The sequence below is a fragment of the Parazoarcus communis genome, assembly GCF_003111645.1.
Taxonomy (GTDB): Bacteria; Pseudomonadota; Gammaproteobacteria; order Burkholderiales; family Rhodocyclaceae; genus Parazoarcus; species Parazoarcus communis_A.
The window spans coordinates 1,657,539-1,680,548 of sequence record NZ_CP022187.1; the positions used below are offsets into that span (position 1 = coordinate 1,657,539).

A 23,010-nucleotide genomic window follows, 5' to 3' on the forward strand; every position below is an offset into this window, starting at 1 on the left:
AGCGCACGGGCCATGGCCGGATCAAGCGCTCATCCGGCGGGCGACGGGTAGCGAATGCGGTGGCACAAGGTGTTTGCATCGCGGTCGAGCACGCTTGCCATGACGGTCGGCAGATCGAAGAAGCTGCTCTCGCCGCTGATCAGTGCATCAAGCACCGGGTCGGTGAGCAAGGACAGCGCGAGTTCGAGCCGGCGCCGGTAGTCCCAGCGCGGCAGCCTGCCGGGCGGAATGCTGCCTACCTGGCTCGAACGCAGCGTCAGCCGGCGCACGTGAAAAGCCTCGCCCAGCGGCAGAGACACGGCCTGCCGCCCGAACCAGCTCATCTCCAGCACCATTGCCTCCTGCCCGGCAAGGCGGAGCGCATCGCGCAAGCCCGCAGCCTGCCCGCTGGCGTGAATCACCAGATCGCATTCCGGCGCCGCCGCTGACGGCGGCCGGAACCTGAGCCCGAGCGCGGTGGCAAGCTGCGCGCGCGACGCGTCGATATCGATCAGTTCCACCCGGCAGCCGGGCAGCCGGCTGCACAGCCAGGCCACCAGACAGCCGACCACGCCGGCACCGATGACTGCGATCCGGTCGCCCACCGCAGGCGCCGCGTCCCACAGTGCATTGACCGCCGTCTCCATGTTGGCGGCAAGCACTGCGCGCGCCGCCGGCAAGCCCTCGGGCAGCACGGTCAGCGCAGACAGCGGCACCACGTAATCACACTGATGGGGGTAGAGGCAGAACACGGTCTTGCCGAGCAGGGCCCGGGCCGCCGCATCACTGCCGGCTGCCTCGACGACACCGACACTGGCGTAGCCATACTTGACCGGCGCAGGAAACTCACCCTCCTGGAACGGCGCCCGCATGCGCGCGTACTCGCTCTCCGGCACCTCACCATCGAACACCAGACGCTCGGTGCCACGGCTGATGCCGCTGTAGAGGGCACGAACCCTCAGCGCCCCTGCTGCCGGCGGCTCCAGCTCGGTATCGCGAATCTCGCCACAACCCGGCGCAACAGTCCAGAAACCATGGGTACGCATAAGGCCATGAACTCCATCTCGACAAAGAGGGACTAAACCGACACAGGGCCTAGAGTATGCCGAAGCGAATCGAGGTCGTGTGCGCGTCTGTACGCTGTCAGCATCCGAGTGGGCTTGCAGGTGCGAGGTTCCCGCCACGGCGCGGTGTGCGCAGCGCCGAAGCAGCTGTCATCATGGCCCGGCATCACCCCCGAATGGAAATACAATGCAGAATCGTCCCGCCCCGCCTTCATCTGCACCGCTCGCCGCTTACGAACTCGCGGCCGGCCTGCTGCTGACCTGGGCCTGCGCAGCGGGCGCAGCAGCAGTGCTCGGCCTGCCTGCTGGCGTGCAGTTCGCAGCAGTACTGGTCTATCTCGGAATGGCCGGCCTCATCCTGCGCGCTTGGCCACGCCTGCGCGAGTCGCTGGGTGCAGCGAACCGGGTCACACTGCTGCGCGCCTGTCTGGTTTCCATCATCGCCGGAGCGGCGTGGTTTCCCGACGCACTGGCGGCGAATGCGCTCCCGCTTGCGATCCTCAGCACCGCGGCGCTCGCGCTCGACGGGCTCGATGGCTGGGTTGCGCGGCGCAGCAACAGCACAAGTGCATTCGGCGCCCGCTTCGACATGGAGCTCGACGCCTTTTTCATCCTCGCGCTGTCTTTCGCAGTGTGGCAACTCGACAAGGCCGGTGCGTGGGTGCTGGCAATCGGCGCAATGCGCTATGTCTTCGTGCTCGCCATGCACCCCTTGCCCTGGCTCGGCGCGGCTTTGCCTGACAGCTTCCGGCGCAAGGTGGTGTGCGTGTGGCAGGTGGGCAGCCTGCTCGTGTGCCTGCTGCCTGCAGTTTCCGCGACCGCCGCCACTGCAATACTGCTCGTTTCACTGACTACACTGAGCATATCGTTTGCACTCGACATCGGCTGGCTTTTTCAGCACGCCCGCAGGTCGGGTGCAAGTCCCCAGTCCTGAAAAGGAGTCCGGTCATGAATACCCTGCGTTTCTCCTCCAAGCTTCTGTTCGCACTGCTGCTGTCCGCAGCCGGCATGCCCGCTGCACTGGCCGCACCGCAAACCTACGAGATCGATCCGGAGCATTTCTCGATCGGCTTCCAGGTGCAACATGTCGGCTACGCCAGCGTGATCGGCCTCTTTCTCGAGGCCGGCGGGCAGTTCGTGTACGACGAGGACACCCGCCAGCTCAGTTCGGGCCGCGTCGTGGTTGCCGCCGACAGCGTCTTCACCAATCACAAGAAGCGCGACGGTCACCTGCGCGACCGCGATTTTCTGCAGGCCAAGCGCTATCCCGAGATTGTCTTCGAAGCCAGCAAATTCACGCCGGGCGAGAACAGTACCGGCAAGCTCGAAGGCATGTTGACGCTGCGCGGCGAAACGCGGCCAGTGGTCCTCGACGTGACCCTGAACAAGGCTGCCAGCTATCCCTTCGGGCATCGCAAGCACACGCTCGGCATCTCGGCCCGAACCACACTGCTCAGAAGCGAATGGGGCATGACCTACGCGGTGAAGGATGACATGGTGTCGGACCAGGTCGAGATGCGCTTCGAACTGGAGGCCGTGCGCCAGTAAACCAGGCAGGAGCGGTCTGAACCGGCTTGCGCTACCATGCACGACGCCAACCGGATCAGAGCCATGAAGAAAATCGATCACAGCAAACTCGACCAGATCGTCGCCGATGCCCGCCGCAACGCCGATGCCCGCAGCGACGGCTACCGTGAGCGCGCGCTGAAGATCTACCCGTGGATCTGCGGTCGGTGCGCACGCACCTTCACCCACGCCAACCTGCGCGAACTCACCGTCCATCACCGCGACCACAACCACGACAACAACCCGCCCGATGGCAGCAACTGGGAGCTGTTGTGCATCTACTGCCACGACAACGAACACCAGCGCCAGCTTGAAGCCCAGGCCGGCGGCAGCACCATGACCGACAACGGAACCGTGGCCACGCATTCACCGTTTGCGGACCTGAAGGCCCGGATGGCGGGCAAGAAGGGCTGACCCCGCTGCGCCCAGGTGCCCGACCGGCGCAGAAACGGTCTTCTATACTGCAGGTACAACACCATACGCAGCGGAGGAGACCACCATGTCGGATCACGTATACAAAATCGTCGAGCTTGTCGGTTCATCGCCAGTCAGCAGCGACGAAGCCATCCGCAACGCCATCGCCAAGGCGGGGCAGAGCGTTCGTCACATGGACTGGTTCGAGGCCACCGAGATTCGAGGCCACATTTCTGACGGCCAGATCGCCCACTTCCAGGTGAAGGTGAAAGTGGGCTTCCGCCTGGAGGATTGAGCGCCGCAGCGTTTGCCGAGCAGCAGTGATGTTCCACGTATGGGGATGGCGATGGCGATGAGCGAACTCAATCTCTCGATCTCTGTTGCAGGGCTGGCGCTCCCGCAGTGGGAGCAGGCCTTTCGCACCACCCTGCTGGCCGAGCCCGACGCCAAGGCGCTCGCCCTCGCCCCCGTCCGCAGCGCGGGCACGCTGGGCGCACGCCGCAGCAGCGCGATCAAGGTGAAGGGCGCTGCTGGCAGCGACGGTGCCGATGGCACGATCAAGCTTCTTGGCATCGTGCTGTCGGCCCTTTCGCTGGCCGTCGCCAGCGCCCAGCTCGCGATTGCGACAGGCGACAGGCCCGTTGTGCAAAGCGCAATCACCTGCACCATCGAAGGTCCTGACGGCACCCGGGAATTGCGCATCGAGAATGCAGGCATCGTGCCCGAGAGCCTGCTGCGCGACTGCCTGAAATCGACCGGAACACCAAGCCGTATCCAGGCCAAGCCAGATGCCGCGCCCCGATGAGCGCAGTGAGGCGGTCGCACGGCTGCGCGGCTCCAGCCGCGAACTGATTTCACGCCTGCCGGAAAGCGGGGAAGCACTGCTGGTACTGACCTGCGGGGTCGTCGTCATCAATGAAAGCTACGCCTATGCGAAAACGGTCAGTGGATTCGAGGCGGAGGTCGATGACCGCTTCATCCGCTGTGTTTACGGCGTGTCGCACGAAGCCGTCCATATGGTGCAGTTGCTGTCGACCCGTTTCGTGCTCGACATCGCGATCGAGTATGCCAACCTGTGCGCCCGAACCCAGCAGCACCTGAAGGCCGGGACGCCCGAAAAGGACTGGCTGGCCGGTCTGCTCACGGACTACCGCGCAACCCGAAGCCGTTTTGCCGCGTCCGGGCCGGGATTCTCGACGCTTCAGGTCCTCGAAACCCAGGCCGTGATCGAAGGCTTTCGCGGCGCCTTTTCCCGATACTCGGAGCTCGGCCTGGCAAAAACCGTACAGATCGCGCACGGAGTTGAATCCGACTATGCAGAAGCCATCGGCCGCCTGCTGGCCGGCTTCGGCTTCAGCTTCACTTTCAACGTCGTGCCCAAGCTGTGCTGGATCGCGCTGCACACGCCCGACCCGGGAAAGTCCTTTACCCAGGCCCTGCTCTCACTCGGCGACACCGACGTGAGCCCGCTGGAGATAATGAGTGCGTGCGAGATCTGCGATGTCTTCGGGGCGGCCCCGGCCGGACTCGCACGTTCGATGCGGGTAAGCATCCCCGCGGTGCGCGATCATGCCGTTCATGCACTGCTCGGCGATTACTTCGATGTGCTGGAGCAGGAAACCGACCCCGAAGCCTATCTGCAACGGGTCATGCACCCGGGCCGCAGTTCGGGGGGCGAACGGCGCGTCGCTCTGGCAGACCTCATGCCGCCGCTGACCATCTTCAACGACGACGGCTTCCAGATGAACGGCCCGCTCAAGGACCAGGGATGGGACGCCGCAGACCCGCTGATCCGGATCTCCACCCTCACCACGCAGACACTGGAATGGCTGGACGAACGCGCAGACGAAATGCCAAGCCACCCGACGTGATGCGGGCAGCCCGCTGACAAGGGTTCAGCGCGGCGCCTCGGTCCGGTTGTCAAAGCCGCTTCTGATGGCTTCGACCCGGCGCCGGTTCGCACCAAAATCGTAGTACCCGGTACGCGATGCCGACCGCAACTGGATCTCGCCTGCCGGGCCGAAGCGGAAGACCACGTCATCGACGAATCCGAACACTGCCGAGCGAAATTCGGCGTGAATCTCATTGCCCGCGTCCTGTTTGACCTGCGCGCCGTCCATGCCACGAAGCACCGCAAGCAGGCGCTTGCGCGCATCGGCCACGTCGCCCGTGTAACGCAGCGGCGCCACCCGACGGCCTTCGTCTGCTGCCTGCGACGACACGCAGTTCGGCGATGGCGGACACGGCTCGAGACCAACGGCCGCAGGAGCATCGCTGGCGAGAACCACGCTGCCGGAACATCCACTCACGAGCAGCGCAACTGCGATCCTTGCAGCCCGGCGCGATATCTTCATGTGCTCTCCAGATCTGAATGGCCCGACGGAAAAACGGAACAAGCGCGCACTGTTTCAAGCCTTGCGGCACGCCCTGCATTCGGCGTCATTCTACGCGGCGGCGTCTTTCCCCGCCGCCGCGTCACCCCCGATGAGTTCATCTGATGCCTTCAGTCACGCTCCCGGAGCGATGGCCTTCCCTGCAATTCGTGGCGTTGTTCGAACAGCCCCTTGCCGATACCGGGTATTGACGGGCGCGCCGGCGGACGCATTCTTCCTTGCATAAACTGCCTCTCGCACTAAGATAGTAATTGCTTACTTACTTTTCCCAAGAGGCTGTCGTGGATACTCCGCCGAAGCACCTCCCTGCCGACGAGCGTCGTGCCGTCACGGTCGAGTCCGTCGTCGCACTTGCCGGTTCGCAGAACCCAAGCGAAATCACCACTGCGGCGATCGCCAAACACATGAACCTGACGCAGGGCGCTCTGTTCAGGCACTTCCCGAACAAGGAGGCCATCTGGCAGGCGGTCATGGAGTGGGTCGCAGAGCGCCTGCTGGCCAGAATCGACCGGGCTGCGCAGGGAGTCGATTCCCCCCTGGCAGCCATGGAAGCGATGTTCATGTCGCATGTCGATTTCGTGATCGAGCACCCTGGCGTACCCAGAATGATGTTTGGCGAACTTCAGCGCGCCGAATCGACACCGGCCAAGCGCATGGTGCAGACCCTGATCGAGCGCTATGGCGAACGCCTGCATCGTCTCATCGACACCGGCAAGGCGCGAGGCGAGATTCCCGCCTCGCTTGATAACGCTGCTGCGGCGACGCTGTTCATCGGCACGGTCCAGGGGCTCGTCATGCAATCAATGCTGGCAGGCGATGTGGGACGCATGCGCCGCGATGCACCGCTGGTCTTCGCGATTTACTGCCGCGGCATCAGGAGTGCGCAATGAAACAGTTTCCCTTGCAAGGCCGCACCCTCGCGCTGCTTGCCGTCATCCCTCCGCTGCTGGCGCTGTTCATCTATGTCGGCCTGCGTTCGGGCCCACTCGCGCCGGTTGCAGTAACGCTTGTAAGCGTGGAGTCGCGGGCGGTCACCCCAGCGCTTTTCGGTATCGGCACGGTTGAGACACGTTACACGTACAGGATCGGACCGACGTTTGCAGGACGCATCAAGCGCCTCGACGTGCATGTGGGCGATCAGGTCAAGGCCGGGCAACTGCTCGGCGAAATGGATCCGGTCGATCTCGACGACCGGGTTCGCTCTCAGGAGTCGGCGTTGAAAAGTGCGCAGGCGGTTGTGCGCGAGGCACAAGCACGGCAGGCATACGCGGAAACCCAGGCTCGCCGCTATGAGCGGTTGCGCACCTTGCGCTCTGCCAGCGAGGAACTCGCAAGCACCAAGCGACAGGAACTGCAGATCGCCGAGGCTGCACTATCAGCAGCCCGGGAAGAGCTCGGACGTGCCCGCGCCAACCGCGAAGGACTCGTCGCACAAAGGAGCAACCTGCGCCTGATCGCGCCCGTCGATGGCATCGTCGCCGCGCGTGACGCCGACCCCGGGACGACCATCGTTGCCGGCCAGTCCGTCGTAGAAGTGATCGATCCCACGAGCTTCTGGGTCAGCGTACGTTTCGACCAGGTGAGTGCATCCGGACTGGCTGGAGGACTGCCCGCCCGTATCGTCCTGCGTTCGCACAGCGGCACGATGCTGGAAGGGCATGTGCTGCGGGTGGAACCCAGGGCCGACGCCGTGACCGAGGAGATACTCGCGAAAGTGATTTTCAACAGCATCCCCCAGCCACTGCCGCCCCTGGGTGAGCTGGCCGAAGTCACCGTCGAGCTGCCGACGCTCGCCGCGGCCCCGGTGGTCTCGAACGCGGCGATTCACCGTAACGGCGACAGCGTGGGGGTGTGGACAATCGCGGATGGCGATCTGCATTTCACCCCGGTAAAACTCGGCGCCGCAGACCTTGATGGCTACGTGCAGGTACGTGAAGGACTCAAGGATGGGGACCAGGTGGTGACCTATAGCGAAAAGGCGCTGACGGAGAGCAGCCGCTTCCATGTCGTCGACCGCATCCCGGGAGTCTCAAAATGATCAGCCTTGCCGGCCGCGACATTCTCCACGCCTGGGGAAAGTTCGTCTTCACCGGCATCGGCCTGGGTCTGCTGATCGGTGTGACTCTCGTCATGGCCGGGGTGTACCGCGGAATGGTCGATGACGGCAGAGCGCTGCTCGACAACAGCGGCGCAGACCTCTGGGTGGTGCAGAAGGACACGCTCGGGCCCTATGCAGAGTCGTCCAGCCTCAACGACGACGTGTATCGCACCCTGCTTGCCATGCCGGGAGTGGCCCGCGCCGCAAACGTGACCTACCTGACCATGCAGGCAAGAAAGGGTGAGCGCGATGTCCGTACCATGGTGGTCGGCATTGCACCCGGCGCAGTGGGGGGCACGCCGGGCTGGCCGCCCTATCTCGTCGCCGGGCGCAAGATCACGCGGGGTCACTACGAAGCAGTAGCCGACATCGCCACCGGCTTCCAGCTCAACGACGTACTGAAGATCCGCCGCAACCAGTACACCGTCGTGGGGCTGACACGGCGGATGGTGTCGTCCGCCGGCGACCCCATGGTATTCATTCCGCTCAAGGATGCGCAGGAGGCCCAGTTCCTCAAGGACAACGACGCCATCTGGCGGAGCCGGCGTCGCACCGAAGCCAATCCGGCCTTCAACCAGCCCGGCGTTCCGGGTCTGCTGGATGCGGTCATCGCGTCACAGAGCACCAATGCATTCGTCAACGCGGTGCTCGTCACGCTGAAGCCAGGCCACGCGCCGGACGAGGTCGCCGAATCCATCCGGCGCTGGAAGCGTCTGACGGTCTACACCCGGGCGCAGATGGAAAGCATTCTCGTCGGCAAGCTGATCGCGACCTCGGCCAAGCAGATTGGCATGTTCCTGGTGATTCTGGCCATTGTCAGCGCTGCAATCGTGGCCTTCATCATCTACTCGCTGACGATGGACAAGATCCGCGAGATCGCGGTGTTGAAACTCATCGGCACACGCAACAGAACGATCGCCGCAATGATCATGCAGCAGGCGCTCGCCTTGGGCGTGATTGGCTTCGTGGTCGGCAAGATCGCAGCCACGTTCTCTGCGCCCCTGTTTCCCAAGTACGTTCTGCTGATGCCGCTCGACTCCATCGCAGGCTTCTTCGCCGTACTTGCAATCTGCGTACTGGCCAGCATCGTCGCCATTCGCACGGCGCTCAAGGTCGATCCGGCCGAGGCCATTGGAGGATGAGATGAGCGGCAAAGGCATCCGCATCGAAGGTTTGAGAAAGCGATATGGCCAAGGCGACACCGCAGTCGACGCCCTCAAGGGTGTGGACATGCTGGTGGCGCCGGGTGAGGTGGTGGGGCTGATCGGTCCCTCGGGCTCCGGCAAGAGCACCCTGCTCAAATGCCTCGGCGCGGTGATCGACCCGACCGCCGGTCGCATGACGCTGGGCGATGAAGTGATCTACGACGAGCGCTGGAAAGTCCGCGATCTGCGCGCCTTGCGCCGCGACAGGATCGGTTTCGTATTCCAGGCGCCCTATCTGATTCCGTTTCTTGACGTCACGGACAACGTCGCACTGCTGCCGATGCTCGCCGGCGTCAATAACGGCGCGTCGCGCGAGAAAGCCCTGGAACTGCTGACGGCGCTCGATGTACAACACCGGGCGCACGCCATGCCCTCGCAACTCTCCGGAGGCGAGCAACAGCGGGTTGCGATCGCGCGCGGCCTGGTCAACCGCCCCCCGGTAATCCTGGCCGATGAACCCACCGCTCCGCTGGACTCCGAGCGCGCAATGGCAGTAATCCGCATCCTCAACGACATGGCCCGGAAGTTCGAGACAGCCATCATCGTCGTCACCCATGACGAAAAGATCATCCCCACATTCAAGCGCATCTACCACATCCGGGACGGCGTCACGCACGAGGAAGCCGGTGAAGGGCGGGGATTCGAATGAGAGAAGGACTGCGTTCCGTCAGACACTCGTAACGGCTTCCCGCGACGCCCGTCGAACCACCCTCACATCATACGTTTTCGACATACCTTCGATGTTCGTAAGGGGAAATGATGACCAAGGTGGTCGATTTCCATGTTGATGGCTGGCATTACATCTGGGTTGCATCCGACAGCTAGCAGGTGGCCTTCTGCCTTCAGGAGAGCAACTACAGAACCCACATCGTCCCCATGGAGGATTCGATCTACTTCTACCGGGATACCACCCGCCCTGCCCTGACACCAACCAGTGAGCCTCGTTAATGGCCATGTATTCGCCATTCATCAGGATCTGACGACACCGCCCCGGAAACCACATGAACGCCAGACGCATCAGCGAAATTCTCTACCGGCACGATCCCGCGCATACCGGATGCAATGCTTGCGAGGACATGGAGGACGAATACGACAGGATCTCAGATGCGATAGCAGACACTCCTGCTGCAAGCCTCAGCTTTGAGGCGTTCCGGGCAGTCATGATTGACTCATTCTTCGACGACGCCTTTGCCGACGGTGATCTTGAACGCTGCAATCGGGAAATCACAATGGAGTCTGCCGATTCGCACCGGCCAATGGGACCATAGCCAAACCATGCGCTGCAGAACCTGCGTGATCGAACGTCATGAAATCACGATCTTGCACAAGTCGTGCCGACACCTGACCGCTAACAGGCTTATTTATATTGAATAATATCTAGTCACAAGAGACCCGAAAATGATGGCAACACTTGAACGCGCAATCGCCCTTGCTGCTGAAGCTCACGCTGGACAGGTCGATAAGGCAGGACAGCCTTACATCCTCCACCCCTTGCGGGTCATGCTCAGGGTTCGCACCGACGAAGAGCGGATCGCTGCAGTGCTTCATGACGTTGTCGAAGACACGCACGTCACCCTTGAAGCACTCGCGCAGGAAGGCTTTTCACAAGCCATTCTGACCGCCGTTGCGGCACTGACCAAACTACCCGGAGAGACCCGTCTGGAGGCGGCGTCGAGGGCCGCCGTTGATTCTGTCGCACGCACAGTCAAGCTCGCCGACAACGCAGAGAACATGAATCTGAGCCGGATCGAGAACCCCACGGAAAAGGACTTTGCGAGACTGAAGGAGTATGAAAGCGTCCGCGCCCTGCTGCTCAGCACGACTGCAAACTAAGGCTTGGTCCTGCTGAAAGACTGGATCGGCGGTCGAGAGGGGTGGGTCTATATCTCCAGAATACAAGGGGTAGAGAGCCTCTCAGATGTTTACAAAGTCGGCATGACAAAACATGACACCCCAGAGAAACGAATACGCTCTCTATCTACAGCGGGTTTGCCGGGGCATCACGAGCTTGTCCGCGCATGGCCTGCACTCGAAGCCCGTAGCATTGAATGGAATCTTCACAAGGTGCTCAAGGCTTACGCATGGAAAAAGGAATTCTTTAAAGGCATTGAGCTTGATCGCCTGATTGAACTTTGCGATCATGAAATCACCGTGGCAAACGAAATAATTCGCGGGTTGTTTTACGAAGAATCCTAAAAACAAAGGACGCCGAAGCGTCCAAGATGACAAAGGACGCCGAAGCGTCCAAGATGACAAAGGACGCCGAAGCGTCCTATATAACCAAGGACGCCGAAGCGTCCTTGGGATCCATTCAAGATCCTGTTATCTTAATCCGACTTTTTAGCCATCCGTTCCCGCTGTTCGGCCTTCAGTCTGGCTTTCATTGCTTCCTTGGATTCCTGCAATTCTTGTGTTTTTTCCTGAATCATCGCTGCGCGATTAGTCTTGACGCGCTTGATGGCTTCTTCCATCGCCCGGTCGGCACAGCGTTTGTAGTCCTCTTCAGTAATTTCGACCGTAAAATTCTGTGTATCTTCTCTGACATACTTGGAAAACAATCCGGAAAACAGATTTTTACCTTCATTTGCTGTTGACAGATTAACATGAATATCTGCCTGATTCATAAGGTGACGGGCAACCAGATCTGCAAGCTCACTCGAAACCGGATCAAGATCCATCTGACGACTCAAGTCGGTCACGCGGTCACGAATTCTGGCGTTAAAAGCATGAATTTCGTCCGTCATTCTGACCGACATTTCTTGATCTCCAATAATGGACGTTCTAAAGTCCTCTATTGTATATTCATTACTTTTAATTTTATTGTCTTTTGATTTAATTACACCATCACGGTGTGCGATGATATCGTCACGATTTTTGATGACTTTATGTAAATGCGCAATCAAGTCATCCCGCTCCTTGATTTTTGCCTTCAGTGTCGCCACCTCTTCATTGTGGCGTTGAACCATGGCTTTAATCCGGTGACTGATCATTTCCATCTGATCCGCCGCCATCATGTTCGAAAGATGTTCCTGTGCAGCTGCGCCGTTAAGGTAAGAATTGGAACTCATGAGTTAACCCCCAATGTACGACATGCGTTATTCACAATGTTTTCCTCAGCCCTTCAAGACTTTTAAACGTACCTCTTTGACCTGATCCAAGGCTTCGCAGCCTTTATTACGGTATCAGTTAGGGCCATGACGGCAACTCCTTCAATACCACCCCAGTTACCGTCAATCACCGTCGGCCTGCAATAGCTCGACTCGGAACAATACAGCCAAAAAAAACCGGGAAGCACTTTTTTCAGTTGCTTTCCCGGCTTTTCTGCCGTTAAGCATTAAGTGGCCGGGAATAAAGCATAACGTGGCCAGACGACCTTGAAACGTCGGGCTCAGCAGGCCCCAAACACAACATATTTTATCCTTTAGCGCGCTTCGCCCGACCCACGAAAAGCATATCTTGGCCAAAAAATCCGAAATAAAGCAATTCGTGGCGAAAAAAATCTACCTTGAATCACCGCACTTTTTCGCACTGATACTGATGCTTTACCAGTAGCCGGGTCGCTTGGGCTCTGGCGCATCCAGGATTAGGTCGGAAACCAGCACCAATAGGTCCAGCCAATCCGCCTTTGTCCGAGCCCACGCAAGCCAGTCAGCCTCGTCAGCTGAAAGCACACCTTCGGCGTAAAGCCGCCTTTCCTTCGCAGCAGCAAAGCCGCGAAGGCTTGCTTCTTGCCCTCGGCTAATAGCATCAGCCTCAAGCTCCTTGAAAGGAGCGACCTAACCAGCACTGCAGGTCGTGAGGGACTATTGACCATCGCTGTGACGCAGCATGCCAACTTACGGCAGACCTCCTATTCCTCAATAGGTCGTAATTGCAATATCTAGCATCTCTAGTTCGCTTGGTGCCGAAAATATACCAAACCGATACAGCAATCCGTAGAGCGGGCCAGACTCAAGTCGCGCTTGTAGTGCCGCAAGGTTGCTAGAGGCGTTCAATCTCCTCGACTTGTTCCGCCTATTTCGGTCGATTCAAAGTCTCCGGAATGAAACCCTCGGCGGACAAGGCGCGGATGACCCCACGTATCAGGAAACTGTTGCTGAAGCCTACAGTGTACTGCCGTGCTCCGTCGCGAATGGGGGCCAACATCCGCCGTTCCACCAGCTTTCGGATTTGATAGGTGCGCTGGGTTTCATTCATGCCCGGCATCACCTCCTTAAGGTCGCTCGCCTTGACCATCCCTGCGCGCGCTGTCACCAGCAACACCTGCTCCTCCAACTGGGTGACCAGCTCACGGTCGCGCGCGTAATGGAGCGCGGGAGTCAAGATGCTGTCGACAAGATAGTTCCGGTCGGTCAGGCGGTCGACCTTGCGCAGTTCGTCCAGCATCCCTTCCAATACATAGACACACCATGCCTCCAAGCCCTCCGCCGCACCGGTATCAGCCCGACCAAGCATGGCGTAGTAGCGGTCCCGGTCATTGCAGAACACCGCGGTCGGATTCAGCACCCGCCCCCCGGCCTTTACGTTGAAGCCGTATTTGATAAGCAGGGTGTAGGTCAGGAGCCGCACGACACGGCCGTTACCATTGCCGAAGGGGTGAATCCATGCAAAGCGGTGGTGAGCCAGCGCCACCTTGATGAGGTCGTACTTGGCGGCATCGGCTCGGTTGATGAACGAGACCAACTCGCTCATGTACTGCGACACCATGACCGCCTCTGGCGGGAGGTGTTCCGACCTCGAAATCTTGACCGGTCCTTGCCGATACGCGCCCGGCGTAGCATCGCCCTCCCGTTCCAACTGCTCCACCGCCATGGCATGGAGCTCACGTACGAAGTGTTCGCTCACATCCTGGCCCGGCTCGAAGTGCTCTTCGATGTAGGCCATAGCCTCTTCGATGTTGGCCATCTCACGCAAATGGTCATCGAGGGCGGCAGGTTGCGCCTCGAGCCGGCTTTCTACGTAGTCGGCGAGCGTCGTGTGGTTACCTTCGATGCGTGCCGACCCGAGGCTCTCCAGCATATGGAAGATGTGCTTGAGCTGGAAGAAAACCGGCGCCGGGGTGCTACCCTCGAGTCGGAGACGACGTAGATGCTCCAGTTCGGTCACTACGTCGACCAGCGGGGAGTCGAAAGCCGGGTTCAGCAGGCGAAGGTCATGATGGTTAAAGCTGGGCATTGCTGGGTACCGGATTTGTGTAACTGGAACAGTGTGACAGATTATCTGAAAACCCCTTCCACAACATCTAAAAACCCTGAACCCAAGCCGTTGTTTACCTTTAACTTCTAAGCATCAAAGTCGCAAGATATCTTTAAAATAGCTCACCCGTCTTCTGGAACTCTGATCGCTGGCATCTGGTCACGCGCACTGATGCGCCCCCAGCTTGAAGTACACCTACGAGATGTCTGGCTAATGTACGCAGCGACGAACAGTTGGGTGGCGTAACTTAGCGAGCCGCTCACCGAAGCCTGTGACCGGCTTCCAGCAGCATTCTCTCAAGCTCAATCAGGTCAGTTGGTGTCGGTGGCTGGTTGCGACGCAGTCTCTGAAGCGCAACGTGCGACTCGTGCGCCCTCAGGAACTGCCGGGCCTTATCCTTGAACTTCGCCATATTCAAACCTGCTGTTACTTACGGTAGCTCAACAGGCGTCAGATCTCCGATCTCGTCCTCGAAGTTACTGTAGACGATGTTCTTCAGGCCTTTTGGAATGAGCTTTATCAGTGCGCGGAGTCGCCGACGAACGGTCGCGAGCATCGATGTGACGCCCTCCCACCAGTCTTCTGAAGCGACTGCCTGAATCAGCACCATCTCGGCCCTGATGGCGGGAATGGCACTTTGCTCTTTCAGCGCGCTCGCGATGGTCTGTATCTTCTCTTTCAAACCCACGAAGTCAGGTTTGGCCAGCAAGATGGCAAGCTGGGTCCGCAGCACCAGCATGTTGAAGCGCTTGGCCTCTTCATCCTCATCAGGCAGTTCGGTGGGTAATCCCGCCACCTTTGTGCTCAGCTCATGGAAGTCTTCGGGGCCGAGCGTGTGCCACGCATCTTCCTTTGCGGATTTCCCCACGTACTGGCGCGGTGGTCGAACAACGAAGTTGTCCAACCGCATGGCCGTCAGCCCGACTAAGAGCGAGTCTAAGTAGTCGAAGATGGCTCGGTACTTCTGATAAACGGACCGGAGTGCCTCATCGATGATGAGGAGGTCGAACAAAAGCGCCGCTGTCCTGAGTTCTCCCCGGCCAATGCTTCATCAATCGGGCCCATTATTGTTGGATACCCACAGGCAAATGCAGAAGCCCGTGCCATTGCCGACCGCTACCTCCGGCATCGCGCCGCCCGCGGCGAGCAACGGCAGACTCGCCTGCAATCACAGATTGGGGAGGTGCTCGACGAGCGCCTGGCAGCAGGCTACGAGGGAATGAGCGCGCGGGACATCTGGTATCGACTCGATACAGAGGCGCAGTCAGTGCCCAGCATCTTCCGCCACATCGCCACCGTAATGGACAGCCGTCGCAGCTGACCCAACTTCACCTAGAAAACAACACGGGACCGCGAGGTCCCGTTTTTTTACTCTCGCTGCGGCCGCGGTCACAGACCGCGGAAGCAAACCCGTCAGATTACTATGCCGCACCCGATAAACCAAAATATGGCCAATCGTGAAATAAAGCATAAATTGGCCTGGTGGCCACTTTATGCTTAACGGCACACACATCTGTGCCGTTAAGCATTAAGTGGCCGGGAATAAAGCATAACTTGGCCAGACGACCCTGAAACGTCGGGCTCAGCAGGCCCCAAACACAACATTTTTTGTCCTTTAGCGCGCTTCGCCCGACCCACGAAAAGCATATCTTGGCCAAAAGGTCCGAAATAAAGCAATTCGTGGCCAAAAAAATCCACCTTGAATCACCGCACTTTTTCGCACTGATACTGATGCTTTACCAGTAGCCGGGTCGCTTGGGCTCTGGCGCATCCAGGATTAGGTCGGAAACCAGCACCAATGGGTCCAGCCAATCCGCCTTTGTCCGAGCCCACGCAAGCCAGTCAGCCTCGTCAGCTGAAAGCACACCTTCGGCACGGAGCTGCTTCTCCCTCGCATCAGCAAAGGCGCGAAGCCGCACCGCCCGTTCCCAGTTCGTCGCATCAGCTTCAAGCTCCTTGAAGCGAGCAAGCTCGGAGGCACGGCGGGTCGTGAGGAACTCATAACGCGCCACGGCGATGCGGTATGCCTCCTTACGGCGGGCCTCCTCTTGTTCCTTGGCATGGATATCTCTCGCCAGAACCATGACACCTCCGACGACCTCCCCGAGTCGCCGTTCAAGCTGCGTTCTCGGTGTGTCGTTCCACTTACGGGATGGCCAGCGCCCAACCTCTATGGTCAAGGTGCCGGTCGGTGTGTAGTCATACTGGGCGATGCTTGGATAGCTTGCAGAGTGGTCCCATCGCGAACGGTCCCAATACCGTTTCCGGGCACGTTCCTCCGCGGGCGTAATCACATGTGCGCTGCGTTTGATGTGCTCAGTGATGACGACCGTCATCTTTGTACCTGTTTCCAGCCACTTCACCCAAGTACCACCCTTTTCAGCGTCAATCTCAAAGGCGAAGCCTTCCTTGGTCAGAGCCTTGATGAGCGCGTCGGCAAGCGCAAGCGCCCGGTCGAGTGCGTCCTTGGTCACGGAGAGGTTGAGCACTTCCTTCGGAGCCGAGCGAAGCAGCGTACCTTCGGGCCAACCGTCACGCCGACGCAGCCGTTTCGATGCAGCCACGACGAGCGGATGCGGTAGGCCACCTTCTTCGGGCGGAGGACTTGGCAAGACTGCCTTACGCACCCGCGCCGCAGTCTTCCGTGCTGCCTCACGGACAGCCACATCTTCTGGAGGTAGCTTGACCAAACCCGTACCAACCGGGCCAGACTGTTTGACAGGAGGAAGCGGAGCGCGGCGCATGACCTTTCCCGCTTTTACTTTAGCCCAATACCCCCTGCTCGGCAGCGGGATAGCCAAAGACCGACAAACTTTCGCCAAACCGACATCAGATAGCCCATATCGAGGGGCCACAATGGACACTGGCTCAGTCCAAACCTCGTTATAAAGCGCTTCTCGGTCAACCGATTTCTCGGCGCTCACCATCGCAGGCCTCCGAAACAAACAACTATCAAAGCTAACGCTGGCAGAATGTAGAGAACTCTTCCAGCATATCCTTGGTTGGTTACCCCATCGTTTTCTGAATCATTCAATGACCGAAAAAGCGCTTAATCACCTCCTCGACCGGACCGCCGAGTTCCATGAGGCCGTTCATCAGCACGTCGGCGAACTTCTGCCGGTGCCAGAACCACGCTTCCTAACCGCATTCCAGTCAGGCCTTTTATCGCTGGAACACGCCCTCAGCGCCTTTATGCTTTTCCAACATGGTCTTTGCCCGTCAGCAATCGCGCTTGCGCGTCCGCAGTACGAAAGCCTCGTAAGGGGCGTGTGGCTCCTGCACGCGGCAAGCGACCTATGGGTGAATAAACTCTCCGAACCGCTGTCCTTGGAAAGCGCCAAGCGAGCTAACGAAGGCTTGGGGTTGGCAGACATGCTTAAAGAGCTTGAGGCAGCGCCCTCCGCGCCTGCGGGAATCGTGGCCCAGCTTCGCGAATACAAAGAGGTTGCCTGGAAGGCAATGAATAGCTACACCCACGGCGGCCTCCATCCGATATCAAGAACATTGACGGGCTATCCACCACAACTCATTTACGACGTTGTCCGCAATTCGAACGCGGTGGTCGCATTGACAGCCCAACTCCAGTCGGTTTTGACGGGGCAACCAGCCAACATGGAACCCGTTCGCCAGATACACGAAACGTATAAAGATGTCTTACCTATCGTGCACTCACCCGCATAACCCAAGAAGCCCGGAGGTGTGAAATGCGAGCTGACCGGAGCATGTGCAGGCTGCTTCGGCTCCGGTTTCGACTCGCGTTAATCTTCCCCTGACAGCCGTTCGAAACCGAGAGACTCTTGGGGAATCCAGCACCCAGCCCGCCACAGCTTGAATAATTCACCTCCAAGCTCAGCACCGAGCCAGTCGACCGCTAACGATTCAATCCCGTTACTCGGCACATCCAAAGACCTCTGCCGACCATTAGCGAGGAGCCAGGCATAGAGTTCTGTAGCCGGAGCCACTTTTTCACGCCCACCTGCACGTGCCCGGTTAAACTCGAGCGGAATGCGGACCCCTGCAGGGTCGAGGTCCCCCAAGTAAAGAGCACCCACACCAGTAACCTCGTGCAACACCTGTTCAAGCGCGTCACCGCTGCCTTGGAAAGCCTTACCCGAACCGTAGACCACGGCGGCATAGCGCCTCGCCTGCTGGTTCCACTCGCCGAAGCTCCAGAAGCTGTTGTGGTTTTCGACAACGAGCACAGGCTGACCAGCGGCATCGGCCATGCGGTAGGGCAAGGGGGACGGCACCACGAAGGCGCCCAAGGCCGACAGGGGGAGCCGACCGCCAAAAAGACTATTGCCGCCACTAGCACGTAACGCATCGAGGCGCTTCTCATCGCCGAAGATTTCGAGCGAGCGCTCCTTGATGGGCACCATCTTGAGCGTGGTGCGCCGGCGCAGCAGAAAGTCGTTGATGGCCCGGGCGGCCTCCAACGGGGGCGGCTTCAATTCCGGCCAGAACCCGAGCTCCGGGACCCACGGCACCGTAGCGTAGTCGACCACCGGCGCCAGAGCCGGGGTGCGCTTGACCTGTACCCAAGTCGGCAGAGGCGGGTTGCCGACCTTCTCCCAGCTTCCGGGCGCAGGCAGTGCGAGCGCACCGGCCTCCTCGAGGGCGTGCAGGCGCTCGAGCAAAAGCGCATTACGGCCAGGATTGGTGAGGACTTCCGGATGCGCGGCGAAGAATGCCCGACGGACATCCTCGAGCGCCACGCGCTTTCGGGACCCGGTTCGAAGCGCCTCGAGGAACGCATCGCTCATGCCGCCACCTCCGCTGCCGAACGCTGCTCGTTGAGCTTGAAGTCGACGGCTTCGAGATGCCAGCGGCCGGTCTTCGTGTTCTTCCCGGCCTTGCGCAGACGCACGAAGCGGCCGAACTCGCCTACGGTGTTGTAGTCGGGCAGTGCGGTGGCGAAGATGAGCTGCACGTCCATCGCTTGCGCGAGCAACCGCTGCGCTTGCCACAGGGTCGGAGTGGTCGCCTTGGCAAAGGGGTTATCCAGGATGAGCGGCCCTCCGCCCGCCTTCTTGAGCTTCGCCTGGGTCTCGGCGCGCAGCTGGTTGATGAGCATGTAGAGGAACATCGCCATCACGACGCCCTCACCGCCCGAGTTCTGAATCTTGTCCACGGCGACGTACTGCAGCGCCTCATCGGGTACCATCTTGAGCATCTGCAGCCCGAGCGGCTTGCCGTAGATGCGCAGCAAGGCGTCCGCGACGAGTTCCGCGCCTTTGGCCGGCACGGTCTTCGATTCAATCAGGTCGTCGAGGTAGTTGCCAAGCTGCTGCCGGCGCACGTCGTGTCCCAGCTCGTGGAAGCGTGCCCGCATCTTCAGGATGGATTTGCCGCCCACGTACGGCGCGCCGGGCGGCACGCGCTTGTTGTTGCAGGCGGAGTTGAGCAGCGCGATGGCGCTGCTGGTGAGGTTGTGCAGTTCGCCCAGACACGCCTCGAAGTCCTCACGCATGCCAGCGAGGCTCGCCTCGGTCGTGCCAATGCGGTCGTCGAGGCCATCGAGCAGCCGCGCGCTGTCGGCACAAGCCGCTTCGAACTCGTTGCGCAGGAGCTGGCTGGCAATGTCGGGCTCCACCTCCTGCAGCGCAGGCATGGCTGCCTCGCCCCTGAGACGGTCGAAGGCCTTGATGGCGGCCGAGCGCGCGCCCTCCGATTCCTTGCGCTTGAGATTGAACTCGGCGATGAGCGCCGTAGCCTGTTCCACGAACGCGCTGTCCGGCGTTTCCACTGCTGCATCGAGCAGGTCCGGCAATCCCAACGACGCGCCCAAGCTCCCCGCCGACTGCTCGGCGCTGCGGGCCGTCTCTCCAGCTTCGCGAGCGGCCTGCTTGTGGCGGTCACTCTCGGAGAGCGCGGCCTTTGCGGCGGCAGTCGCCTCTTGCTGCGCCACGCGGGTGCGGGACAACGTTTCCTCGAGCGACGCGTCATCGAGGGCCAGCATTTCAGGCGTGGCCGGCTCGACCTGGGGGTTGTCCTTCCGGAACACCTTGCGTTCCGTCGCAGCCTCCGTTTCGTCGCGGTCCGCATCTCTCAGCGCATGTCCGGCTTGGGTGAGCGTGTCGGCACACTGTCGCAGGCGAGCGGCGAAATCCGTCGTATCAAGGTAGACCTCGTAGTCCTCTGGGCGCATCCCGGCGAACTCCGCCGCAAAGGCCTGCTGCCGTTCGGTGAGCCCCTTGCGCGCCTGCTCCTCCTGCAAACTAAGAAGTCCCAGCCGCTGGCTGGCCTCGGTCGAGTAGGTCCGCTCCGCGTCGGCATAGAGCGTGCGCAGCACATCCAGCGATTGCGGCTGCGCTCGCAATCGTTCTTCGGCCGGGAAGCCCTCTCGCCCGTACATGACCTCCTGCTGCTCCTTGAGCCGCTCAGCCGCCTGGCCTTCGAGTGCGAACTTGCGCTTGAAAGCAGTCTCCTTGGCCAGAGCGACGTTGCCCCGCTCGGCTTCGAGCTGGGTCTCAAGTGCATCCTGCTCGGCGCGCTCAATGGAAATGGCCTGCAGGCGAGCAAGCCGCGTCGGTCGGGCAACGTCGTGCCCCTCACTGAATCGGCGCACTGCGGCCCGGTGCATTTCGGCGGTCTGCGCCGCATAACCACACTCGGCCGCAGCCTGGCTCGCCGCGTCGGCGAGCTCGCGATATTCATCGGCCTGTTCTTCGGACATCTGCGCCCGCGCCAACGCGGCCGTCGACTCGGCACGCAAGCGCTCAATCTCTGCCCGAGCACGAGCGAGCGCACCACCACTAAAGCGCTTGGCGTACGCGAGCAACTGCTCCTGGGCGGTCACCGCCTCCTTGTGGCGCAATGCGTGAGCGTCACGCTGCCCTTCCGCGATGGCAAGCCTGGCATCGAGTTGCTGGAGCAGGACCTGAGCGGCCTCCTCGTTGAACGCGGCGTCATCGGCGGCGGGCAGCACGAAGCGGTCCTCGCTCCCGACCTCGGCCTCCAACGCGGCCACCGATACCACGACTGGGGCATCGAGCTGCAACGCCTGTCCGACGAGTTCGCGGGCCCGCGTGAGCTCGCTGGACGCAACCGACACCCCCAGGAAGCGCGCCGGGTTGCTCAGGACCAGAGCGCGGGCCGCCGCGGCGTCGGGGATGGCTCGCGCGAGGTAGGTATTGAAAGGCTTGGCCGATTTAACGCCCAGTGCGCGAAGGCTCGACACGACCTCATTGACGTCGCGCGAGCCGCCCGCAACCCCGGTCTCCATAATGGCGCTATGGCTTGCTTGAAGCGTCGAAAGCTGCACCGCGTGTTGCGCCACGGCCCGCTCTTCGGCCAGCGTGCGTCGCTCCAGGGCGGGCAACAAGGCCGGCGAATCGGGGTCCGCCGTGTCGGCCTCGGCCACCAGCCGCAGAATCGGCAGCTGCGAGAGCTTCTCGCGCTCGGCTTCGCCCTCGGCCACGAACGTCTCGCGCTGAGCAATGCTGTTTGCGGCCTTGGCGGCATCGAGCGCGGCTTCTTGAGCACGTCGGCGCGCATCGCGCTCCTGCTCCCGCAGCGTCGCGGCCTGGTCACGGCGCTGCTGCTCCTCGCTGCGCTTCTTAGTGGCGAGCTCAGCGTAGCGCGACAGGGCCGCCGACGTCGGCTCACCCTCGTTGAGCACGCCTTCGTCGATGAGTTGAGCGAGCGCAGCGAGATAATTGTCTTCGTCCGCCTTTAGCCTCGCCTTCTCCGCCTCGAGCGTACGCACGGCGGACTCGAGCTTACGCAGGTCTTGCGTGAGCGTGCCGAGACGCTCACCCGCCTGGGTCTCTTCATTGCCCGCTGCGCTCGCTTGGGCGCGCAGCGCCTGCTCGGCGTTATGGAGCGCGTGGCGCAGCAGCGCCCCTTGCGTTTCTGCCTTGTCCCGCCAGGGTTCAAGCGCTTCGCGCGCCGCGGCGGCGCTCGCCTCCAGTTCAGTCAAGCGCGTCTCGCAGGCGGCAATTTCAACGCGCGCCTTGGCCGCCTTCACGCAGAGCTGGGTGAGCCGCGCGGTCTCGACGCTCCCTTGGGCCGACTCCTTTCGCGCCGTGGCGGCTTCCAGGGCGCGCGTGAGCTGCAGCAGCCTCAGCGTCGTAGCCTCGCCGGCATGCTGCTTCGACAGGTTCTCCTTCTCCTTGGCCAGGACGGTCTGGGACTCCTGCTTGGCGGTCGCGTCACGTTCAGCTTCCCGCAACTCGTGCGCCATGACGTCAAGGCCGCGCACAAGCCCCGCCCCACGGCGCAGCACCGTGTCCTGAGCGCTGTGGGCGACGGTATAGGCGGCTGCAGCATCGTTAAAGGTGAGCAGCGACGTGCGCAGCCGGGTGAGCTCGGTCAGGCATTTTTGCAGATGAGGCTTGCGCCGAAGCTTGTCGCAGACATCGACCACGCTTTGGCGTACGGACGCCGCCAGCCCCTCGTCGAGGGTCAGGCCGAAGAATTTACGGATGAATTCGGGCTCCGAGTTGAAGGTCAGGAACCCGGTGTCGATGCCCCCTTCCTGTGCGGAGAAATTCACCTGTAGCTTCAGCATGTCGACGTCGATGAGGCGCTCCTCGCGCAAATGCTTCTGCCAGTCGTGTTGTACCCGGGTCTGGAAGAAATCCGGCGAGTGCTTGTGTGCGTCGTGAATCCAGCGCGAGAATTCGAGCATGCTGCTCACCGGCGCCCAGTTGAGCTTCGGCGCAGGCACCGATTCGAAGGTCAAGCTGCTGTTGGCCTCGAAGCTGAAAAAAACGCGCTCGACTTCATCGCGCTCGGCACTCGCCTTCACGGCGACCGCCTGCCCGAGGACCAGCCGGTAGGGCTGGCCGCCCGCCGTGCGCGGCGGCATCACCCACTCGATGAGGACGATGCCGGGCTGGCCGTCGCGCGCGAAATACTGGGTAAAACGATGGTTCTTATTCTGGATGTGCTTGAGGAAGCGCTCTAACGGGGTGTCGAAGCACGAGAACACGAAACTCAACAGGGTCGTTTTCCCGCCACCGTTTTCGAGGTTCAGGATGGTGTCGGTGGGCTCCCCCGTCGCGGGGTCGGTCAGGTCAAAGGTCACTCCGTCGTACCACGCCATATCGACGCCGTAGCCGCCAACGTAGATGCGCGAAATCTTTTGCATG

Annotated in this window: 24 protein-coding genes; 15 read left to right on the forward strand and 9 right to left on the reverse strand. The window is 61.0% G+C overall.

All coding sequences use genetic code 11. From position 1 onward, the window contains the following. Positions 1-29 precede the first annotated feature (29 nt). A complete protein-coding gene (locus tag CEW83_RS07555) occupies positions 30-1,025 on the reverse strand; it encodes a zinc-dependent alcohol dehydrogenase (RefSeq protein WP_108948797.1) in 996 nt (331 codons plus the stop codon). A gap of 205 nt (positions 1,026-1,230) precedes the next feature. On the opposite strand from CEW83_RS07555, the gene CEW83_RS07560 reads away from it, so the two are divergent. The 6 genes from CEW83_RS07560 (at position 1,231) to CEW83_RS07585 (ending at position 4,894) form a co-directional block, all read left to right on the forward strand. Further along, positions 1,231-1,977, forward strand: a complete 747-nt coding sequence (locus tag CEW83_RS07560; RefSeq protein WP_108948798.1) for a CDP-alcohol phosphatidyltransferase family protein — start codon at positions 1,231-1,233, stop codon at positions 1,975-1,977. 14 nt (positions 1,978-1,991) lie between these two features. Beyond that, the gene (locus CEW83_RS07565; protein ID WP_108948799.1) at positions 1,992-2,591 is read left to right on the forward strand and encodes a YceI family protein; all 600 of its coding nucleotides are present in this window, start codon (positions 1,992-1,994) and stop codon (positions 2,589-2,591) included. A gap of 63 nt (positions 2,592-2,654) precedes the next feature. Continuing rightward, positions 2,655-3,023 carry a YajD family HNH nuclease gene (locus CEW83_RS07570; protein ID WP_108948800.1) on the forward strand — a complete coding sequence of 123 codons (369 nt, stop codon included), beginning with the start codon at positions 2,655-2,657 and terminating at the stop codon, positions 3,021-3,023. An 85-nt stretch (positions 3,024-3,108) separates the two neighbouring features. Further along, positions 3,109-3,318, forward strand: coding sequence for a dodecin (locus CEW83_RS07575; RefSeq protein WP_108948801.1), 210 nt, complete (start codon positions 3,109-3,111; stop codon positions 3,316-3,318). 57 nt (positions 3,319-3,375) lie between these two features. After that, positions 3,376-3,828, forward strand: a complete 453-nt coding sequence (locus tag CEW83_RS07580) for a hypothetical protein (RefSeq protein WP_159099410.1) — start codon at positions 3,376-3,378, stop codon at positions 3,826-3,828. After that, positions 3,812-4,894: a hypothetical protein gene (locus CEW83_RS07585; RefSeq protein ID WP_108948803.1), complete on the forward strand. Its 1,083-nt coding sequence runs from the start codon at positions 3,812-3,814 to the stop codon at positions 4,892-4,894. The genes CEW83_RS07580 and CEW83_RS07585 overlap by 17 nt, the downstream gene beginning before the upstream one ends. A 24-nt stretch (positions 4,895-4,918) precedes the next feature. Here CEW83_RS07585 and CEW83_RS07590 read toward each other — a convergent pair whose 3' ends face one another. Next, positions 4,919-5,377 carry a DUF1499 domain-containing protein gene (locus tag CEW83_RS07590; protein ID WP_108948804.1) on the reverse strand — a complete coding sequence of 153 codons (459 nt, stop codon included), beginning with the start codon at positions 5,375-5,377 and terminating at the stop codon, positions 4,919-4,921. 320 nt (positions 5,378-5,697) lie between these two features. On the opposite strand from CEW83_RS07590, the gene CEW83_RS07595 reads away from it, so the two are divergent. The 7 genes from CEW83_RS07595 (at position 5,698) to CEW83_RS07625 (ending at position 10,915) form a co-directional block, all read left to right on the forward strand. Beyond that, on the forward strand, positions 5,698-6,306 hold the full coding sequence (locus CEW83_RS07595; protein ID WP_108948805.1) for a TetR/AcrR family transcriptional regulator: 609 nt from the start codon (positions 5,698-5,700) through the stop codon (positions 6,304-6,306). Further along, a complete protein-coding gene (locus CEW83_RS07600; RefSeq protein WP_108948806.1) occupies positions 6,303-7,454 on the forward strand; it encodes an efflux RND transporter periplasmic adaptor subunit in 1,152 nt (383 codons plus the stop codon). Before CEW83_RS07595 ends, CEW83_RS07600 begins: the two co-directional genes overlap by 4 nt. Continuing rightward, positions 7,451-8,656, forward strand: coding sequence for an ABC transporter permease (locus CEW83_RS07605; protein WP_108948807.1), 1,206 nt, complete (start codon positions 7,451-7,453; stop codon positions 8,654-8,656). Before CEW83_RS07600 ends, CEW83_RS07605 begins: the two co-directional genes overlap by 4 nt. A 1-nt stretch (position 8,657) precedes the next feature. Then, on the forward strand, positions 8,658-9,368 hold the full coding sequence (locus CEW83_RS07610) for an ABC transporter ATP-binding protein (RefSeq protein ID WP_108951263.1): 711 nt from the start codon (positions 8,658-8,660) through the stop codon (positions 9,366-9,368). A 352-nt stretch (positions 9,369-9,720) separates the two neighbouring features. After that, positions 9,721-9,987, forward strand: coding sequence for a hypothetical protein (locus CEW83_RS07615; protein ID WP_108948808.1), 267 nt, complete (start codon positions 9,721-9,723; stop codon positions 9,985-9,987). 130 nt (positions 9,988-10,117) lie between these two features. Then, positions 10,118-10,552 (forward strand): HD domain-containing protein, encoded by a 435-nt coding sequence (locus tag CEW83_RS07620; RefSeq protein ID WP_199915234.1) that lies wholly within the window; start codon positions 10,118-10,120, stop codon positions 10,550-10,552. 3 nt (positions 10,553-10,555) lie between these two features. Beyond that, positions 10,556-10,915: a GIY-YIG nuclease family protein gene (locus CEW83_RS07625; RefSeq protein ID WP_108948809.1), complete on the forward strand. Its 360-nt coding sequence runs from the start codon at positions 10,556-10,558 to the stop codon at positions 10,913-10,915. A 131-nt stretch (positions 10,916-11,046) separates the two neighbouring features. On the opposite strand, the gene CEW83_RS07630 is transcribed toward CEW83_RS07625, so the two are convergent. The 4 genes from CEW83_RS07630 to CEW83_RS07640 form a co-directional block, all read right to left on the reverse strand. Beyond that, entirely contained in the window at positions 11,047-11,787 is a 741-nt protein-coding gene (locus CEW83_RS07630) for a hypothetical protein (RefSeq protein WP_159099411.1), read from the reverse strand. 946 nt (positions 11,788-12,733) lie between these two features. Further along, positions 12,734-13,894 (reverse strand): Fic family protein, encoded by a 1,161-nt coding sequence (locus tag CEW83_RS07635; protein ID WP_108948811.1) that lies wholly within the window; start codon positions 13,892-13,894, stop codon positions 12,734-12,736. A gap of 280 nt (positions 13,895-14,174) precedes the next feature. After that, a complete protein-coding gene (locus CEW83_RS21700; RefSeq protein ID WP_332871105.1) occupies positions 14,175-14,327 on the reverse strand; it encodes a type I restriction-modification enzyme R subunit C-terminal domain-containing protein in 153 nt (50 codons plus the stop codon). 18 nt (positions 14,328-14,345) lie between these two features. Further along, a complete protein-coding gene (locus CEW83_RS07640; protein ID WP_199915235.1) occupies positions 14,346-14,927 on the reverse strand; it encodes a hypothetical protein in 582 nt (193 codons plus the stop codon). A gap of 171 nt (positions 14,928-15,098) precedes the next feature. Between CEW83_RS07640 and CEW83_RS21010 the strand changes: the two genes are divergently transcribed. Further along, on the forward strand, positions 15,099-15,236 hold the full coding sequence (locus tag CEW83_RS21010; RefSeq protein WP_159099412.1) for a hypothetical protein: 138 nt from the start codon (positions 15,099-15,101) through the stop codon (positions 15,234-15,236). Between the two features lie 415 nt (positions 15,237-15,651). Here the strand turns inward: CEW83_RS21010 and CEW83_RS07645 are convergent, their stop codons facing one another. Next, positions 15,652-16,479 (reverse strand): hypothetical protein, encoded by an 828-nt coding sequence (locus CEW83_RS07645; protein WP_199915236.1) that lies wholly within the window; start codon positions 16,477-16,479, stop codon positions 15,652-15,654. Between the two features lie 469 nt (positions 16,480-16,948). On the opposite strand from CEW83_RS07645, the gene CEW83_RS07650 reads away from it, so the two are divergent. Beyond that, complete coding sequence (locus tag CEW83_RS07650; RefSeq protein ID WP_108948813.1) at positions 16,949-17,596, forward strand: DUF6988 family protein; 648 nt, start codon at positions 16,949-16,951, stop codon at positions 17,594-17,596. A gap of 77 nt (positions 17,597-17,673) precedes the next feature. Here CEW83_RS07650 and CEW83_RS07655 read toward each other — a convergent pair whose 3' ends face one another. After that, positions 17,674-18,678, reverse strand: a complete 1,005-nt coding sequence (locus CEW83_RS07655; protein ID WP_108948814.1) for a Wadjet anti-phage system protein JetD domain-containing protein — start codon at positions 18,676-18,678, stop codon at positions 17,674-17,676. Further along, complete coding sequence (locus CEW83_RS07660; RefSeq protein WP_108948815.1) at positions 18,675-23,009, reverse strand: hypothetical protein; 4,335 nt, start codon at positions 23,007-23,009, stop codon at positions 18,675-18,677. Before CEW83_RS07660 ends, CEW83_RS07655 begins: the two co-directional genes overlap by 4 nt. Position 23,010: the final 1 nt, after the last annotated feature.

Excerpts from the sequence above, each read along its gene's own strand:
- CEW83_RS07660 (WP_108948815.1), bottom strand. The coding sequence starts at position 23,009 with ATGCAAAAGATTTCGCGCATCTACGTTGGCGGCTACGGCGTCGATATG.
- CEW83_RS21700 (WP_332871105.1), bottom strand. The coding sequence starts at position 14,327 with ATGGCGAAGTTCAAGGATAAGGCCCGGCAGTTCCTGAGGGCGCACGAG.
- CEW83_RS07560 (WP_108948798.1), top strand. The coding sequence starts at position 1,231 with ATGCAGAATCGTCCCGCCCCGCCTTCATCTGCACCGCTCGCCGCTTAC.
- CEW83_RS07590 (WP_108948804.1), bottom strand. The coding sequence starts at position 5,377 with ATGAAGATATCGCGCCGGGCTGCAAGGATCGCAGTTGCGCTGCTCGTG.
- CEW83_RS07570 (WP_108948800.1), top strand. The coding sequence starts at position 2,655 with ATGAAGAAAATCGATCACAGCAAACTCGACCAGATCGTCGCCGATGCC.
- CEW83_RS07605 (WP_108948807.1), top strand. The coding sequence starts at position 7,451 with ATGATCAGCCTTGCCGGCCGCGACATTCTCCACGCCTGGGGAAAGTTC.
- CEW83_RS07655 (WP_108948814.1), bottom strand. The coding sequence starts at position 18,678 with ATGAGCGATGCGTTCCTCGAGGCGCTTCGAACCGGGTCCCGAAAGCGC.
- CEW83_RS07635 (WP_108948811.1), bottom strand. The coding sequence starts at position 13,894 with ATGCCCAGCTTTAACCATCATGACCTTCGCCTGCTGAACCCGGCTTTC.
- CEW83_RS07555 (WP_108948797.1), bottom strand. The coding sequence starts at position 1,025 with ATGCGTACCCATGGTTTCTGGACTGTTGCGCCGGGTTGTGGCGAGATT.
- CEW83_RS07575 (WP_108948801.1), top strand. The coding sequence starts at position 3,109 with ATGTCGGATCACGTATACAAAATCGTCGAGCTTGTCGGTTCATCGCCA.
- CEW83_RS07565 (WP_108948799.1), top strand. The coding sequence starts at position 1,992 with ATGAATACCCTGCGTTTCTCCTCCAAGCTTCTGTTCGCACTGCTGCTG.
- CEW83_RS07650 (WP_108948813.1), top strand. The coding sequence starts at position 16,949 with ATGACCGAAAAAGCGCTTAATCACCTCCTCGACCGGACCGCCGAGTTC.
- CEW83_RS07580 (WP_159099410.1), top strand. The coding sequence starts at position 3,376 with ATGAGCGAACTCAATCTCTCGATCTCTGTTGCAGGGCTGGCGCTCCCG.
- CEW83_RS07610 (WP_108951263.1), top strand. The coding sequence starts at position 8,658 with ATGAGCGGCAAAGGCATCCGCATCGAAGGTTTGAGAAAGCGATATGGC.
- CEW83_RS07630 (WP_159099411.1), bottom strand. The coding sequence starts at position 11,787 with ATGAGTTCCAATTCTTACCTTAACGGCGCAGCTGCACAGGAACATCTT.
- CEW83_RS07585 (WP_108948803.1), top strand. The coding sequence starts at position 3,812 with ATGCCGCGCCCCGATGAGCGCAGTGAGGCGGTCGCACGGCTGCGCGGC.
- CEW83_RS07620 (WP_199915234.1), top strand. The coding sequence starts at position 10,118 with ATGATGGCAACACTTGAACGCGCAATCGCCCTTGCTGCTGAAGCTCAC.
- CEW83_RS07600 (WP_108948806.1), top strand. The coding sequence starts at position 6,303 with ATGAAACAGTTTCCCTTGCAAGGCCGCACCCTCGCGCTGCTTGCCGTC.
- CEW83_RS07615 (WP_108948808.1), top strand. The coding sequence starts at position 9,721 with ATGAACGCCAGACGCATCAGCGAAATTCTCTACCGGCACGATCCCGCG.